Raw genomic sequence first — 14,564 nt, 5'->3', positions numbered from 1 at the left:
GAGGCGGACATGAGAAGAAAGGAAACAAGGCGTGAAGTGCGAAAGAAGCCCTCCCAGAAAAAGAGCAGCGTTGGAGTTATGGATATTATTTTGATTATTGTCGGAATTTCATTGCTGCTTTTCACAACGGCCATGATAAAGCTCTTTAGAGAGTACGGAGCCGTCCCGGACACCCTTATCACCTGCGTATTTGCAACCCTCGGAGGAGAGTGCGGCATTATGGGGTGGATAAAGACCACCAAAGACCGCAACAAGGAACACCAGTGGGAACAAGAGGACAAAGCGGAGGCGAAAAAGGAAGCCCTCAAGCAGGAGGAGGAACAGTCGCCGGACGGCAATATGTAAGGAGGTACTATGGGACTTACTGGAAAGAATGTTGAGGAAAAGATATGGAATTTCCTCATTTGTAAAGGGTTTAGCAAAGCCGGAGCCGCCGGGCTCATTGGGAATTTGTTCGCAGAGAGCGGCCTCAACCCGAAAAATTTACAGAACAGTTTCGAGAAGAAACTCGGACACACGGACGACAGCTACACCGCCGCCGTGGATAACGGCACATACAGCAACTTTGTAAAGGACAGCGCAGGATATGGGCTTGCGCAGTGGACGTATTGGAGCCGTAAACAGAATATGCTTGAGTTTGCACGAGCCGCAGGCAAGTCTATCGGAGACTTGGAAATGCAGCTCGATTTTTTATTTAAGGAGCTTTCAGAGGGATACAAAACAGTCCTTGCAGCATTGAAAACGGCAACGTCGGTAAAAGCAGCGAGCGACAATGTATTACTGAGGTTCGAGAAACCGGCAGACCAGAGCGACGCAGTAAAAACAAAAAGGGCCAGCTACGGCCAGACCTACTACGACAAATATGCAGGGACGGGCGCAGCGGCAGAAAACGGAGGTAACATTATGGGATATACAAACAGTTCACTCGTAGATTGCACAGTGAAAAGCCCGAACCACAGCGGGCAGAGAACGCACAAGATTGACCGTATCACACCGCATTGTGTAGTGGGCCAGCTCACGGCGGAGAGCATTGGCGGCTGCTTCACAAAGCGGAGCGTACAGGCCTCTTGCAACTACGGTATCGGCAAGGACGGCAGAGTAGTTCTCTGCGTAGACGAGAAAAACAGAAGCTGGTGCAGTTCCAGCAACGCCAACGACCAGAGAGCTGTAACGATTGAGTGCGCTTCTGATATGGCGGAGCCGTACACCATGAACACCGCAGTTTACAATAAGCTCGTGAAACTTATTGTTGACATCTGCAAGAGAAATGGACTGAACAAGGTTCTTTGGTTCGGAGACAAGGACAAGAGCCTCAATTACAACCCGAAAGACGGCGAGTGCGTTCTGACCGTTCATCGTTGGTTTGCGAATAAGAGTTGTCCGGGCAACTGGCTTTACAGCCGCATGGGACAGCTTGCAACTGCGGTTAATGCAGAGCTTGGCAGCGGCAGTAACACCGGCGGAACCTCTAAACCGGCCACAAAGACCGATACAGTAACGAGCTTCCCGGCGACACCGTTCACGGTAAAGGTTCTTATTGACGACCTCAATATCAGAACCGGCGCAGGCATGGGGTACGCAGTAACCGGCCATTATACTGGCAAGGGTACATTCACTATCACGGAGGTAAAGGACGGTTGGGGCAAGCTCAAGAGCGGAGCAGGCTGGATTTATCTTGGAAACCCGTCTTACTGCACCGTACAGGGCGCAGCGGCGACCAACCGCACATACACCGTAAAGGCCGGGGACAGCCTTTGGGCTATCGCAGCAAAGCAGCTCGGCAACGGCAGCAGATACAAAGAGATTAAGAGCCTCAACGGACTTACCAGCGACGTAATCAACGCCGGACAGGTCTTGAAGCTCCCGAACTAAGAGAGGAGGAAACAATCATGCAGGAGTTTATCACAGCACTTCTTACGGCGGTTATTACAGCCGCCGTCCCGGTTATTACCGTTTATGCGGTCAACGCCCTTAAAAAGGCAGGAGCAAATGCAGAGGCCGACACAGAGGACATCAAAGTAAAGGGCTACATCAATGAGATTACGACGGCGGTTGCCGACGCAGTATCGGCCACCAGTCAGACGTATGTTGACGCATTGAAGCAGGCCGGGAAGTTTACGGCGGAGGCACAGAAAGAGGCAGCAAAGAAAGCCCTAAACGCTTGTATCGCCTACCTCACACCGGCGGCCACAAAGTTTATCGAGAGTGCATACGGAGACCTCAAAGAATACCTTTCCAACAAAATTGAGGCGGAGGTACGCAAGCAGAAGCTCTCAACCGGCATTCCTATCACTTCGGTTATGGAAAGCACCACGGACACAACGGCGGTAGCAGCTTCTACGGCAGCAGCAACCGCAGCCTCAGTCATTCAGACGGCCATTAGTCAGATTGACGCAGAGGCAAAAGCACCGGCAGCAGAGTGACGGTGTAAATATCGGGAATTTGTGAATTTATGATTTATGTTCTCCGGCGTGATATGCCACCAAAGCGTCGGGAAAGCCCCTCTCATGGAGAAATCTGTGGGAGGGGCTTTATTTTTTTGCCCTTTTACAGCACATCAGTTAAAAGTCCACAATTTCGGAACCTAAAATACAGCATAGTCAACAAATGTCCCATTCTGGGGTATTATTTCTCTGATTTGGTTGACTTTGCCCCATATAGGGGCTATAATGAGGTCACAGTCAAGGAAACAACAAAGACAATTACCCAAAACGGGTCACGGAGGTATAGGAATATGGCAGCAACAAAAGAGCAGGAACGCAAGGCATTGGCAAGAATTAAGAAAATCGTCGAGGAACTGGGCGAGGATAGTTATATCGGAATGGCCTTTGAGGGTTGTTTCGAGGTAGCAGAGGAGAACATCGAGAATGACTTTGCTTGCAGCATGAAGCAGAGAGCGGAACACGCTGAAATGGAAGCCGGAAAGTACAAGAAAATGTACGAGGACACCGCAGCAGATTTCAAGGCAGCAGAGGCAACTATCGCAGGACTTGAGCAGAAAGTTCTCTCAACAGCAGAGGGCGGAGCAATCAAGGCAATCCTTTATCATTACCAGACAGAGGCCACAAGACTGGCTGACGAATCAGCTCAGAGAATTGTAGAGCTTGCCGACAGCCCGGACACCCCGGAGTTTAGACAGGCAGTGCAGGATAACCGAAACAGCAAGAAACGCATGGAAGATAGCAAAGCACTTATCCATAGAGTTCTTGACATTATGGCTTAAATTTTACCCTTAAATGACCCAAAATGGGTCACAAAACAAGCGAGCCGGGGCGCAGATACCCCGGCAGGAGGCAAAATGATAACAGAAGAACAGGCAATAGCGCAGGGAGCCGATGATATTGATATTTTCTTAGGTATTTGCAATGAGGAAATCATTCCGTCAAGTAAGCCGTCTCGCCTTGAACAGCTTCACGGAAAAATTGTTGGCACACGAACAGAACCGTATCACGACGTGACAGTATATGAGGACGGTTACGAGGATTGGTTCTACATCGGAGAATAGGAGACAAAACATGAGATATTACAGCATTATGCGCCCGGTAATGCCGGGCAGCTACCCGAAAAAGGCAGCAGCACAGGAGATTGAGAACTTCGACGAGAAAACATTCTGCGAGGAGATTGGTCGGGAGGCATGGGGCTACATCGACTACTCGGAGGAGCTTACAGAGAGCGAGGCTGCAGACTATGAGCTGGTTCCGGCAAAGGAGGACAAAGAGGAAATCACAAATAAAATCGACGCTCTGTTTGAGGAGCTTGTACCGGCCTCCGGGAAAGCAGATACCGTCGCCGGAGAAATTATCAGAGCGGTTTGCAGGATTGGCTATCGCTGGTTCAATGATGGAGACATGGTCGGCGTTGGATATGGGAAAGAGACCTGCAACCCGGCAGCGAGATACCTTGCGGAGAAAGCCGGAAGCAGGGTTGAGAGGGCTATATCGGATATGTGGGGAGATTTCCTCCCGGATGACATTTACGAGAAGCGATTACAGACCCTTAACGTGGAAGTCTTGGCGTTCCTTGATTTACACCCGGAGCTGAAAGGACAGCCGAATAGCGAGGATATGTGGGACTATAAGGACGAGGCAGAGGACGTAGACGACGACTACGAGGACGACGAGGAAGAATATGAGGAGGAAGATTACGAGGACGAGGAGGACTGGTAATCACTCCCTTAGATACAAATTTTCAAAATGGAGGACAAGAAACAATGAGTGAAAGAAAATATTTCCCTATCAATGAGAGCAGCGCAAGAACAGCGCACAACATGATGTCTATGAGAGACTATTCCGAGGGCAGCACCACAAGCGCATACCGCAGCGAGGTTGACAAGGCGTATGAGCTGGCGGATAAGGTTGCAGAGAAAAGACCGGCAGAGGCAGAGAGAGCCTACCGACTGGCGGAACGCTACGCAAAGAAAATGGCGGAGTATTACAACAAGGACAGCAGTATCGGCATGATGTGTCCGTCGGTTCTTATCAGCGGAGCCGGTAACTTCCCGACCAAAAAGAAAGAGAGACAGGTCGCAGCATGGGAGCGTAACCACCAGTTCTACAATGACATTCAGAGTATTCTCAGAAAGATTGAGGGTATTCTCTACGGCAAGGAAATCATCAAGTCCGACGACGAGAGGGCAATCGAGAAGTTGGAGGAGAAACTGGAAGATTTGAAGAACCTGCAGGAACTTATGAAAGCGGCGAATAAGGCTATCCGCTTGAAAGATACAGAGGCGGGCGACGACAGACTGAGAGAGCTTGGTTTCAGCGAGGAGGAAATCAAGAAGCTGCGCACCCCGGATTTCTGCAACAGATTGGGTTATGCGAGCTATGAACTCACGAACAACAATGCGAATATCCACCGTATCGAGGGGCGTATTAAGAGCCTCAAGGCGGCCAAAGAGAGAGGAACCTCGGAGCAGGAGTTCAAGACCTTTAAGGCGGTGGAGAACACGGAAGCCATGCGATACCAGATTATCTTCGACGGAAAGCCGGAGGCAGATGTCCGTACCCTGCTGAAATCCAACGGGTTCAAGTGGGCTCCGTCGCAGGGAGCATGGCAGCGTCAGATTACCGCAAACGGTAAGTGGGCGTTCAACAGAGTTATTGAGAAGTTAAAGGAAATGGAGGAGGAATAAGGTATGCTGCAAAATCTCAAATATTACAAGGAGAGCCGGGCCATGCAGGAGGCCGTAGAGGGAGAAATCCACAAGCACGGCCAGTATTACACCACCTGCGTAATCGGGGTATATTCACTCACGAGCGGTATTAAGGCGTTCCCGTGCGGGATTGGGGACGACTACGAGCTGAAAGGCGAGGAGCTGGTAAAGGTGCTTGAGTTTATCCAGAAGCAGCGAGAGGCAATCGCCTCCCGCTACCTTGTTAAGACCTACGAGGGCTGGCAGGAAAGTGGCCTCCCGACATTCGAGGACTACTGTAAGCCGGGAGATACCGTGGACGAGGCAATGGTGGACTACTTTATGAACTGCGTACCGCCGGTTTCTATGAGTAGTTCGTGTGCGCAGGCAGGCGAGGCGTACAACCATGTGCCGGACGACAAGAACAGATACAGAGCAACCTATCTGACGTTTGTACGTCTCTCGTCCTCTCAGTGGCGATTTGCCGGGTATTGTTACGCCGGGGAGACAACTAACCGGGTAGAGGTGGAAACGAGCCTTGAGAGGCGCATTAAGGAGGCAAGGACAAATTGATAAGGACTACAAAGAGAAGATTAGAAAACTGCTGGCGTTGGCAGAAAGCCCGAATGAGCATGAGGCACGGGCGGCACTTCTGAAAGCCCGCCAGCTCATGGCGGAGCATAAGCTCACGGAGGCGGAGCTGAAAGATGTTGAGAAACAGCAGGTAAAGGACGTGAGAACCGACATCACCTGCAGCAAGAGGAGAGACCCGTGGATAGTAAGCCTCTCGGCGATTATCGGAGAGAACTATTGCTGCAAAGGGTACAGACACCGCAGGTACGGAGAACAGACGAACTGTATCGGGTTTATCGGCCTTGAGGACGACGTAGAGATATGCGTCGCAGTTTTCAAATACGCCGTCGATTGCGTCCTATCAGAGATTAAGAACATCAAGAAAGAGAACGCCTGCTATTACAGCGACTATGTAAAGAGGCTCTGCAACAGTTACGGCTATGGATTTACCGCCGGAGTTTCGGAGGCATTCAGAAAGCAGCAGGAAGAAAATGAGCAGGGCTGGGGATTGGTTCTGGCTATGCCGAAAGAGGTCGAGGAGGCTTCGCAGTATTTGGGACATGAGCAGTTCCAGAGCCGGGCGCAGAAGCATTTACAGGGCAGCGAGTATTACAGAGGTTTTGAGGAGGGGACGGAGTTTGACCCGACAAAGAGACTGGGAGAGGAGGCGACGGTATGAGCGCAGGATATGACAAGCTGAAAGCAGCGGTTGACAAGGATTGTGTAAAGGACGGCGGAACCATGCACCCGGAGGGGTGTGTGGCCTGCGGAGGAAAGTGCTCCCATAAGTATTGCGATAAGTTCAAGTGGGTTATCGACAGAGCCAAAGCCTATGGGGAGGCTACCGGGCTGAACTGGGAGGATGTTCTTGACGGCTGGGAGACCGACAGAAACTATTGGTACATGAACTACTATCAGGACTGTAACCAGCCGGAAATCAAAGCAGGGAAAGTGAAGGTATTCGGAACGATACTTGAGTTGAAAGAGGCTATCGGAGAAATGAAGTTCCGTTGCCCGTCCTGCGGAAAAGAAAGTCCGAACCCTTATGAATGTAAGGCGTGTGGTTGGAAAGTTTACGGCCTGCTGGGAGACATGGGGAAAGGCGTTTTTGTCTATGTAAAGGAACAACTCAGAGGAGAGACCATGTTCATGCCGATATCTTGGGAGGAGGACAAAGTATGATTTTCAGAAACGGCACCCACGCAGAGGAGTGGGCGGCAGCAATCTACCGGGCAGACGCACACCGGGACGACGATACAGCGAACCCGTACTTCGGGGCGAGCCTCTTTCTTATCACGGCGGTTCCGGGCCTGTATGACCGGGTAAAGGAACACATTCACAACGGCTGGGCGGACTATTCGGAAATGCTTGAAATGAACCTATCCAGTGGCGAGAGGCTTATTGTCGAGCTGGCCGGGAACTTTTACAACGGCGGTTTCTTCGACGGATACAAGCCGTCGGACATTATCGAGAAACTGGACGCAGATACCGTGGAGCTTGTCGCCAGAGCCTTTGTACTGCGGAGACAACACATTGACATGAATACGATTTTTGACTGAAAAAAGTTGAAAAAAATTCTCGGAAATGGTTGGGTTTCGGAACCCAAAAGAGTATAATATAATTACAGTCAAGGGAAACCAAGACGAGTAAGACAGGCAAGGGTCGGAAAGGAGGACTTCATGGAGGAAATGACAAAGGAAGAAATGCAGAGATACCTCATCAAGGAAGCGCAGAGAGGTAGCACGGAATTGGAAGCATACAGAAACTTGATGGAGATTCTTGGTATCGAATTTCCGAACGACAACAAAAAAGCCGACTAAATAGTCGGCAAGGCACGAGTAAGGGAGGGCGGGCTTGCCACCGCTCCCCACTCTTAAAATATTATATCACGCATTCAGCGGAATGGCAAGAGATAGGAGGTACAGAAGTTTGGCAAAAACAGGGCGGCCACTCAAGGAAAAGACCGTGTTATCACATAATGTAAAAGTCCGTCTTGACGACGAGACCCACGACAGATTACTCATTTACTGCGGGAAGAACCATGAGAAAGCCGCAGTTATCAGAGAGGCACTGAGAGCGTTCCTCGATACGGCAGGAGTACCCCACTGGGAGGACAAGGCAGAGTGAAAAAGGCAGGCAGAAAGCCGCAGATTATTTCCGACACGGAAAAGACCGAATACCGCCGGAATGGTTCAGAATATTTTCGGAAACACTTGGAACGGGCATGGAATTTCCAAAAATAAATCATTTAACGGTTAATTTAATTAACGAGTAACAGAGGGAAGAAACACCTGTATTCGAGAGTTTCCGGGGAGAAAACAGAACTATTCCGGCATTTCGGAAGTGTAATAGTTACATAATCGACCATTCGACGACGAAAACACCACAAAGTAAAGTATAGTAAAGTAAAGGAAAGTAAAGTAAATAATATTTATGCGATAATTCGGAAGGGAGGTTACACTATGGCTCGTAGATTTAATAACACCGCAAAGCGTCACAATCACCTTACGGCAGAGGAAAAGTGGGAGAGAGAAACCACACAGCTCCGTGCACTTGCCACCTCACAGTTTGGAGAGTATTGCAAGAATCGTTTCAACGTCCCGGAGGTGGAGGAAGCCGAAAAGGCGTTCAAGGAAGCCTTGCGGCAGATTTCAGACCCGGAGCTGAGAAACACGCTTGACATGGCGACGGGAAAAATCTCATACGCCTATGAAATATTAGGATTTTGTGCTGGACATTTTGCACAGGACAGTAGGAGGCGGGCCGCATTTTTTTAGGCTTATTAGTGATAACCTTAGAAGTATCACATATATTGTTGCGTGAAACTATTTATAATGATTTAACTGATATAGAAAAAGATTATATAGAAAGTTTTATGGAAAGACTAAATGCAACAACAGTTTTTGAGGGTAAAAAGTGTTTATGCCATAATGATTTTAGTTGTAATCATCTATTGTTAGATGGCAATAATAGATTAACTGGAATAATTGATTTTGGAGATTCTGGAATTATAGATGAATATTGTGATTTTATATACTTACTTGAAGATAGTGAAGAAGAAATAGGAACAAATTTTGGAGAAGATATATTAAGAATGTATGGAAATATAGATATTGAGAAAGCAAAAGAATATCAAGATATAGTTGAAGAATATTATCCTATTGAAACTATTGTTTATGGAATTAAAAATATTAAACAGGAATTTATCGAAAATGGTAGAAAAGAAATTTATAAAAGGACTTATAAAGATTGATTATATAATATATGAAAAGCTATTATAAAAGACATTAGTATTAAATAGTTTAAAAAAATGAAAAATAATAAAGGAAAAAAATATTTCTTAAAATTGTGATAGGGGTTGTTCTTGCTTGTATTTTATTTGTTTGTTTTCTTTATACGAACAATGAGATCGGCGTGACTTCATCTAAGCTGGAGGCAGATATTCGTTCGTCGCAGAAGATTAAGGATGATTGGACGGTCGATGGAAGCGTTTCCAGCACGATGGCTGCATATATTTCTTACCCTCAGGATTTGAGTGACCATTCTTTTTCCGTCTATGTCAATCGTCCAGGACTTTCCTTCGGATATTTTTTCCGTGGAGGTGGAACTCTTTCGGGGATTCAAAGAGGAATTGTGGAGTTTACTGTAGAGGGATATAATGAACGAGCATTTATTTCTATGAATCAACAGCAGGTGCAACAACTTGAAATAGATGATGGCAACACAATTCAAGTGGTTGATATTGACCGCAATAAACCTTTTGCGATTGTCTTGCCTATAAATGCGGGTAATATTACTTTTTATGATGTAAATAGAAATACTGTGGAATATTGGAATAATCCTCTTTGACAAATTCCAGTTTGTCGTGCTAAAAATTCAACTGAATAATCCCAGCAAAAACCGCTGCTACATGGAAGCCAACAAACCATGCAACAGCGGTTTTTCTTTATCGTTTTTTCCTCTGGCTGATAGGCGTTCCCATTTTCTTTGATTTTTTGAGAATCCGAATCAGCCAGCGAAATTCTTCATCTGACAGATTTTTATAGTTGATACCAAGCTGCTTACAGTAAAGGACAACCAGCTTTTCATCACGGCTGCCCTTGAAATTTTCAACCGCTTCCAGATTTTCTTTCAGTTCATCGGCAACGGTGGTCTGAGGTGCACTCTCGCTGTCCTTTTTATGGGCTTCCCGAATATCCCGGATAATCAGGTTGAGGTCATCCCGTACCATGTGACTGAAATATTCATCATCACTGATATGGGCGGCTTGCAACACTTTCAAATGGGGGTCATCTTCGCCGGGGCGATACCGTTCAATGATTTCATGCCGGACGGTATCGACAAGGGCGTTGAGGTTTTGAATCTGCATGGTGGCAATCCCATCCACATAAATCTCAATGTCCGCAAGAAACTTGATAAAGTCCTTATGGGTGGCAAGTTCGCACAGCAGACGGTTGTTAATCCGACCGCTTTTCAGAAGTGCTACCATCTCATCACTCAAATGCAGCTCCCTTAATGGCGTGTTGATCTCCGCCCGGTTCTCTGTCCGGCAAAAGAGATAATCGAGGGACACCCCATAAAAATCTGCCAGCAGGATAAGGTTGCCATGATTGATTTCCTTATAGTCGTCTTTTTCATAACTGCCAAGAGCCGATTTTGAAATACCCGTTTGCTCAGCCAGTTCTTCCAGTTTTAATCCTTTGTTTAATCGTAAATCTTTTAGCCGTTCCTGTATTGTAGTAGCTCCGTTCATTGAAGCAGTTCCCCCTTTCTAACGACATTTATAACCGTTGAATTGATTATACCATATCAATTCCGCAATCGTGGAAATTTCTGATTTTTACCCCGAATTCCTACTTTGTGGACATACGGCACAGGGCACAAAAATGTTCTATGATACAGGTAGTTCATCGATGGATTATTCCAATCGAATGACCAGCCTGTGTGGGATATGCTTCCCCGGCGATGTAGCGTCATGACTTTTGGCAGGGATATGGAGGAACCCTGACCAAAACGAGCGTACCAAAGGGAGCGATGCGCCTCTGTGAGATTCTGGGGAGGAACGACACCGGGGAGAACTGGCGAACTGACACCGAAATGATACCGAAACACAACAATCTGATAGGGGGACAGTCTACCCTATCGCTGATACTTCGGGAGATTTTAAGCGGCTCTATGGCTGTAATTTTACCGAAAATCGCCCCGAAACCATACACTAAAACGGGAGGAAGCGCAATATGCCGAGAATGAGCAAAAAGAGGAAGCATGAGCTTTCCTTTTACCTCAATGACCGGGGGCGTGTCACTTACAACGAATTATGCCGGAAATGCCAGCATGGGTGCAAGCAGAGCTTCCGGGCGGTTGTGGTTGACTGCCCCCGTTATTTATCCAAACGAGCAAAGAAAAAGGAGGAACACACAGAATGAATTTTGAATTTATGACGATAGACACATCATTGCCGCCCTGTATGCCCTTTCCCAGAGCGTTGACAGGATTTCCAGTCAGCAGCACCGCAAAGGTCATGTACTGCCGGATGCTGGACGCTATGCTATCCAAAGGGCAGGAGGACGAGAACGGAATCCTGTTTGTCTGCTTCCCTGTCACAGCCATTGCCGCAGTCCTGTCCCGCAGTCCCATGACGGTCAAGCGTTCTCTGAATGAACTGGAAACCGCCGGACTTATCATGCGGGTGCGTCAGGGCGTGGGAGAACCGAATAGAATTTATGTGCTGATACCGGGAAAGGAGGACGCTGCCCTTGCCTGATACCTCAAAGCTGGAAAAGCTCAACCGGGAGTTGGAGAAAAGCGAAAAGAAACTGCGGAAAGCCATCAATGATGAAAAGGCATTGCAGCACCAGTTAAAGCAGCTTACCCGAAAGGAACGGACGCACCGGCTCTGTACCCGTGGCGGTATGCTGGAAAGTTTTCTGCAAGAGCCGGAACGCCTGACAGATGATGATGTCATGCTGTTGTTGAAACTCATTTTTCACAGGCAGGACACGCAGGAACTATTGAAAAAACTGCTGGAACGGGAGAAGCCGGAAACCCCTTAGTTTACTAAGGGCGCAATTATACACCACCCAGAGGTTGGTGCATTGCGTTCTCCGAAGGCTCCTCGCCGGAGGGCTGTGATTTTCCGCAGTCATGGTCTGCTTCAAATCAAACAGGGGACGCTACGCTTCCCCTGCGCTGGCTGCCGCCAGCTACCCTTTTGTGGACTTGCCATCTGGGGACATCTTGCGTTGCAAGCTGTTCCCAGCCGACAAGTTTCATAAAATATGCTATCTTTTTGATAGGCAGTGAAGTATAATGAAGATGACAACAAATATGAATTTAGAAAAATCAAAGGAGGGTTTCAGAATGACTAAAAGAAAAATATGGATTATTTTATTCATTATTGGCATAGTCATGATTTTAGGAGCTTCGGAATTTAGCAGATTTTTAGCGAATGAGATAAACTGGTACACAGCAGGAATAATATTATCTATTGTTTCCGGACTTGGATTATTATTTGAAATGTATTTTAGACGGAATAAGTAAATTTCAGTTTGTCAACTTCACATCGGGTTAACTTGCCCCGAACTTTTATAACTAAATACCCGCCGCCCACACAGCGGCACACCGAGCAGGAAATCTGAAAAGGTCTCCTGCTTTTTTTCTGCCCCAAATGAGGTGGTAAAACGCCACCCCATCCACCAATTACTGAAAGGAGGGACACGAAATGCCCTGTCCACACAACGAAATCACGATTGTTCAGCGCAGCCAGCGGCAGTCTGCGGTTGCCGCCGCTGCTTACCAGAGTGGCGAAAAGCTGTTCTGTGAATACGACCAGCAAGTGAAGCACTACCCAGAAAAGCGTGGTATCGTCCACAATGAAATCCTGCTCCCGGCAAATGCCCCACAGGAATATGCAGACCGCAATACCTTATGGAACGCCGCCGAAGCGGTGGAGAAGCAATGGAACTCTCAGCTTGCAAGGCGGTGGGTGCTTACCATCCCCAGAGAAATACCGCCCGACCAGTACGCTGTCCTTGTCAGGGAGTTTTGTGAACAGCAGTTTGTTTCCAAAGGCATGATTGCTGACTTTGCCATCCATGACCCCCATCCGCCGGGACACAACCCCCACGCCCATGTCCTGCTCACTATGAGGGCAATGGACGAACATGGAAAATGGCTTCCCAAGAGCCGCAAGGTTTATGACCTTGATGAAAACGGGGAACGGATAAAGCTGCCGTCCGGCAGGTGGAAAAGTCACAAGGAGGATACGGTTGACTGGAACGACCAGAAGTATTGTGAAATCTGGCGGCATGAATGGGAGGTTATCCAGAACCGCTATCTGGAAGCTAATAACCGCCCGGAGCGTGTGGACTTGTGTTCCTATGCCAGACAGGGGCTTGATGTTGTCCCTACTGTCCATGAGGGGGCTGCTGTCCGGCAGATGGAAAAGCGTGGTATCCAGACGAATATCGGCAACCTGAACCGGGAAATCAGAGCCGCCAACAGTCTGATGAAGTCCATCCGGCAGCTTATCCAAAACCTCAAAGGCTGGATTACCGAGCTGGGCGAAAAACGGAAAGAGCTGCTTGCACAAAAAGCGGCGGAGGAAGCGACACTTCTTCCCAATCTGCTGATGAAGTATATGGAGATACGCAAGGAAGAACGGAAGGACTGGACAAGGGCTGGACAAAACCGGGGGACTTCACAGGACTTAAAGGCAGTCAGCGAATCCCTGTCCTATCTCCGGCAAAAGGGGCTTTCCACTGTGGAGGACTTAGAAGCATTTCTGGAATCTTCCGGGAAATCAGCCGCAGATTACCGCAATCAGATGAAGCCAAAGGAAGCCCGCAGCAAAGTGATTGACGGGATTCTTGCCAGCCGGACAGACTGCAAGGAATGTAAGCCTGTCTATGAGAAGTACCAGAAGATATTTTTTAAGAAAACAAAGGAGAAATTCAAACAGGAACACCCGGAGGTTGCCCGGTATGCGAAAGCCGCTGCCTACCTTGCCAAGCACCCAGATGATAAGGACAGTACCCAAAAGGAGCTGCAAGAGGAGCAGGAAACGCTTCTCAGCGAAATCGCAGAGCTGAAAGTACCACTGACCGAGGTACAGGAGGATTTGAAGAAGCTGCGGGACATCCGCTACTGGGTACGGAAAGCCACACCCGGCACAGAGGAAAGCAAAGAGCCGCCCAAGAAGCAGCCCATCAAGGAAGTCTTACAGGATAAGGCAGACGAGAAAAAAGCACAAAGAACCGCCCCGGCACAGGCGAAACACCGACAACAGGATATGGAACTTTAACAGGCACTTGCCATTTTTAATCAGAGAATGTCAGGTGCTTTTCTTATTTTCAAGGAGGGATAGATTTGAATGTATTTGAAGCTGTGAAGCAGTCCGTCACAACAAGACAGGCTGCGGAGCATTATGGAATCCGTGTAGGCCGGAACGGGATGGCTTGTTGCCCGTTCCATAACGATAAAACCCCAAGCATGAAGCTGGATCGGCGTTACCACTGCTTCGGCTGCGGTGCGGATGGGGATGTGATTGATTTTGCCGCCGCCCTGTATGGGCTGGGAAAGAAGCCGCTGTACAACTGGCACAGGACTTTGGGCTTTCCTATGAGGACTGGAAGCCGCCGGGAAAGGCAAAAAAGCCCAAGCCCCGGCAGAAATCCCCGGAGGAACAGTTTCAGGAAGCAAAGAAACGCTGCTTCCGTATTCTTGCCGACTATCTCCACCTGCTCCGGGCATGGAGAAAGGAATATGCCCCGCACTCCCCGGAGGAAGCCTTTCATCCCCGGTTTGTGGAAGCCTTACAGAAGCAAGACCAAGTGGAATATCTGCTGGATGTGCTGCT

General features: G+C 48.3%; 21 protein-coding genes and 2 pseudogenes. 22 read left to right on the top strand and 1 reads right to left on the bottom strand.

Features of this window, described 5'->3' with window-relative positions:
- The first annotated feature begins 9 nt into the window (after positions 1–9).
- From DWX32_RS12930 to DWX32_RS12860, 16 genes and pseudogenes are all read left to right on the top strand, one after another.
- Entirely contained in the window at positions 10–345 is a 336-nt protein-coding gene (locus tag DWX32_RS12930) for a hypothetical protein (RefSeq protein ID WP_118046882.1), read from the top strand.
- A 9-nt stretch (positions 346–354) separates the two neighbouring features.
- Positions 355–1,872 (top strand): phage tail tip lysozyme, encoded by a 1,518-nt coding sequence (locus tag DWX32_RS12925; protein ID WP_118046880.1) that lies wholly within the window; start codon positions 355–357, stop codon positions 1,870–1,872.
- A 17-nt stretch (positions 1,873–1,889) separates the two neighbouring features.
- A complete protein-coding gene (locus DWX32_RS12920; RefSeq protein WP_118046878.1) occupies positions 1,890–2,423 on the top strand; it encodes a hypothetical protein in 534 nt (177 codons plus the stop codon).
- Positions 2,424–2,734: 311 nt separating this feature from the next.
- Positions 2,735–3,223 (top strand): hypothetical protein, encoded by a 489-nt coding sequence (locus DWX32_RS12915; protein WP_118046877.1) that lies wholly within the window; start codon positions 2,735–2,737, stop codon positions 3,221–3,223.
- Between the two features lie 75 nt (positions 3,224–3,298).
- Positions 3,299–3,505: a hypothetical protein gene (locus tag DWX32_RS12910; RefSeq protein ID WP_118046875.1), complete on the top strand. Its 207-nt coding sequence runs from the start codon at positions 3,299–3,301 to the stop codon at positions 3,503–3,505.
- Positions 3,506–3,515: 10 nt separating this feature from the next.
- Positions 3,516–4,166 (top strand): hypothetical protein, encoded by a 651-nt coding sequence (locus DWX32_RS19675; RefSeq protein ID WP_158579590.1) that lies wholly within the window; start codon positions 3,516–3,518, stop codon positions 4,164–4,166.
- A 44-nt stretch (positions 4,167–4,210) separates the two neighbouring features.
- Complete coding sequence (locus DWX32_RS12900) at positions 4,211–5,134, top strand: hypothetical protein (protein WP_117685429.1); 924 nt, start codon at positions 4,211–4,213, stop codon at positions 5,132–5,134.
- Between the two features lie 3 nt (positions 5,135–5,137).
- The gene (locus DWX32_RS19895) at positions 5,138–5,707 is read left to right on the top strand and encodes a hypothetical protein (protein WP_181980004.1); all 570 of its coding nucleotides are present in this window, start codon (positions 5,138–5,140) and stop codon (positions 5,705–5,707) included.
- Positions 5,673–6,386, top strand: a complete 714-nt coding sequence (locus DWX32_RS12890; RefSeq protein WP_118046874.1) for a DUF2786 domain-containing protein — start codon at positions 5,673–5,675, stop codon at positions 6,384–6,386. The genes DWX32_RS19895 and DWX32_RS12890 overlap by 35 nt, the downstream gene beginning before the upstream one ends.
- Positions 6,383–6,889: a hypothetical protein gene (locus tag DWX32_RS12885; RefSeq protein WP_118046872.1), complete on the top strand. Its 507-nt coding sequence runs from the start codon at positions 6,383–6,385 to the stop codon at positions 6,887–6,889. The genes DWX32_RS12890 and DWX32_RS12885 overlap by 4 nt, the downstream gene beginning before the upstream one ends.
- Positions 6,886–7,266: a hypothetical protein gene (locus DWX32_RS12880; RefSeq protein ID WP_118046870.1), complete on the top strand. Its 381-nt coding sequence runs from the start codon at positions 6,886–6,888 to the stop codon at positions 7,264–7,266. The genes DWX32_RS12885 and DWX32_RS12880 overlap by 4 nt, the downstream gene beginning before the upstream one ends.
- A 120-nt stretch (positions 7,267–7,386) precedes the next feature.
- Complete coding sequence (locus DWX32_RS19670) at positions 7,387–7,527, top strand: hypothetical protein (protein ID WP_158553888.1); 141 nt, start codon at positions 7,387–7,389, stop codon at positions 7,525–7,527.
- A gap of 109 nt (positions 7,528–7,636) precedes the next feature.
- Positions 7,637–7,834: a hypothetical protein gene (locus DWX32_RS12875; RefSeq protein WP_181980003.1), complete on the top strand. Its 198-nt coding sequence runs from the start codon at positions 7,637–7,639 to the stop codon at positions 7,832–7,834.
- A gap of 335 nt (positions 7,835–8,169) precedes the next feature.
- Positions 8,170–8,484, top strand: a complete 315-nt coding sequence (locus DWX32_RS12870; protein WP_118046867.1) for a hypothetical protein — start codon at positions 8,170–8,172, stop codon at positions 8,482–8,484.
- A gap of 29 nt (positions 8,485–8,513) precedes the next feature.
- Positions 8,514–8,960 (top strand): annotated as a pseudogene (locus DWX32_RS12865) (aminoglycoside phosphotransferase family protein); the annotation flags it as partial.
- A 161-nt stretch (positions 8,961–9,121) separates the two neighbouring features.
- The gene (locus DWX32_RS12860; RefSeq protein WP_233509629.1) at positions 9,122–9,556 is read left to right on the top strand and encodes a hypothetical protein; all 435 of its coding nucleotides are present in this window, start codon (positions 9,122–9,124) and stop codon (positions 9,554–9,556) included.
- A gap of 97 nt (positions 9,557–9,653) precedes the next feature.
- On the opposite strand, the gene DWX32_RS12855 is transcribed toward DWX32_RS12860, so the two are convergent.
- Positions 9,654–10,460: a helix-turn-helix transcriptional regulator gene (locus DWX32_RS12855; protein ID WP_006573790.1), complete on the bottom strand. Its 807-nt coding sequence runs from the start codon at positions 10,458–10,460 to the stop codon at positions 9,654–9,656.
- A gap of 484 nt (positions 10,461–10,944) precedes the next feature.
- Here DWX32_RS12855 and DWX32_RS12845 point away from each other — a divergent pair, with 484 nt between their 5' ends.
- The 6 genes and pseudogenes from DWX32_RS12845 to DWX32_RS12820 form a co-directional block, all read left to right on the top strand.
- The gene (locus tag DWX32_RS12845; protein ID WP_025544156.1) at positions 10,945–11,133 is read left to right on the top strand and encodes a hypothetical protein; all 189 of its coding nucleotides are present in this window, start codon (positions 10,945–10,947) and stop codon (positions 11,131–11,133) included.
- Positions 11,130–11,471, top strand: coding sequence for a DeoR family transcriptional regulator (locus DWX32_RS12840; RefSeq protein WP_073929947.1), 342 nt, complete (start codon positions 11,130–11,132; stop codon positions 11,469–11,471). Before DWX32_RS12845 ends, DWX32_RS12840 begins: the two co-directional genes overlap by 4 nt.
- Positions 11,464–11,760: a DUF3847 domain-containing protein gene (locus DWX32_RS12835; protein ID WP_002594808.1), complete on the top strand. Its 297-nt coding sequence runs from the start codon at positions 11,464–11,466 to the stop codon at positions 11,758–11,760. Before DWX32_RS12840 ends, DWX32_RS12835 begins: the two co-directional genes overlap by 8 nt.
- A 307-nt stretch (positions 11,761–12,067) precedes the next feature.
- Complete coding sequence (locus DWX32_RS12830; RefSeq protein ID WP_036744758.1) at positions 12,068–12,247, top strand: hypothetical protein; 180 nt, start codon at positions 12,068–12,070, stop codon at positions 12,245–12,247.
- A gap of 181 nt (positions 12,248–12,428) precedes the next feature.
- A complete protein-coding gene (gene mobQ, locus DWX32_RS12825) occupies positions 12,429–14,009 on the top strand; it encodes a MobQ family relaxase (RefSeq protein ID WP_118660293.1) in 1,581 nt (526 codons plus the stop codon).
- Positions 14,010–14,074: 65 nt separating this feature from the next.
- Positions 14,075–14,564, top strand: a pseudogene (locus DWX32_RS12820) (CHC2 zinc finger domain-containing protein); the annotation flags it as partial.

It is taken from the genome of Blautia sp. AF19-13LB, from assembly GCF_003479105.1.
Taxonomy (GTDB): domain Bacteria; phylum Bacillota; class Clostridia; order Lachnospirales; family Lachnospiraceae; genus Fusicatenibacter; species Fusicatenibacter saccharivorans.
The sequence above is the reverse complement of the archived record's forward strand: the minus strand, read 5'-3'. Positions and strand labels throughout refer to the sequence as shown.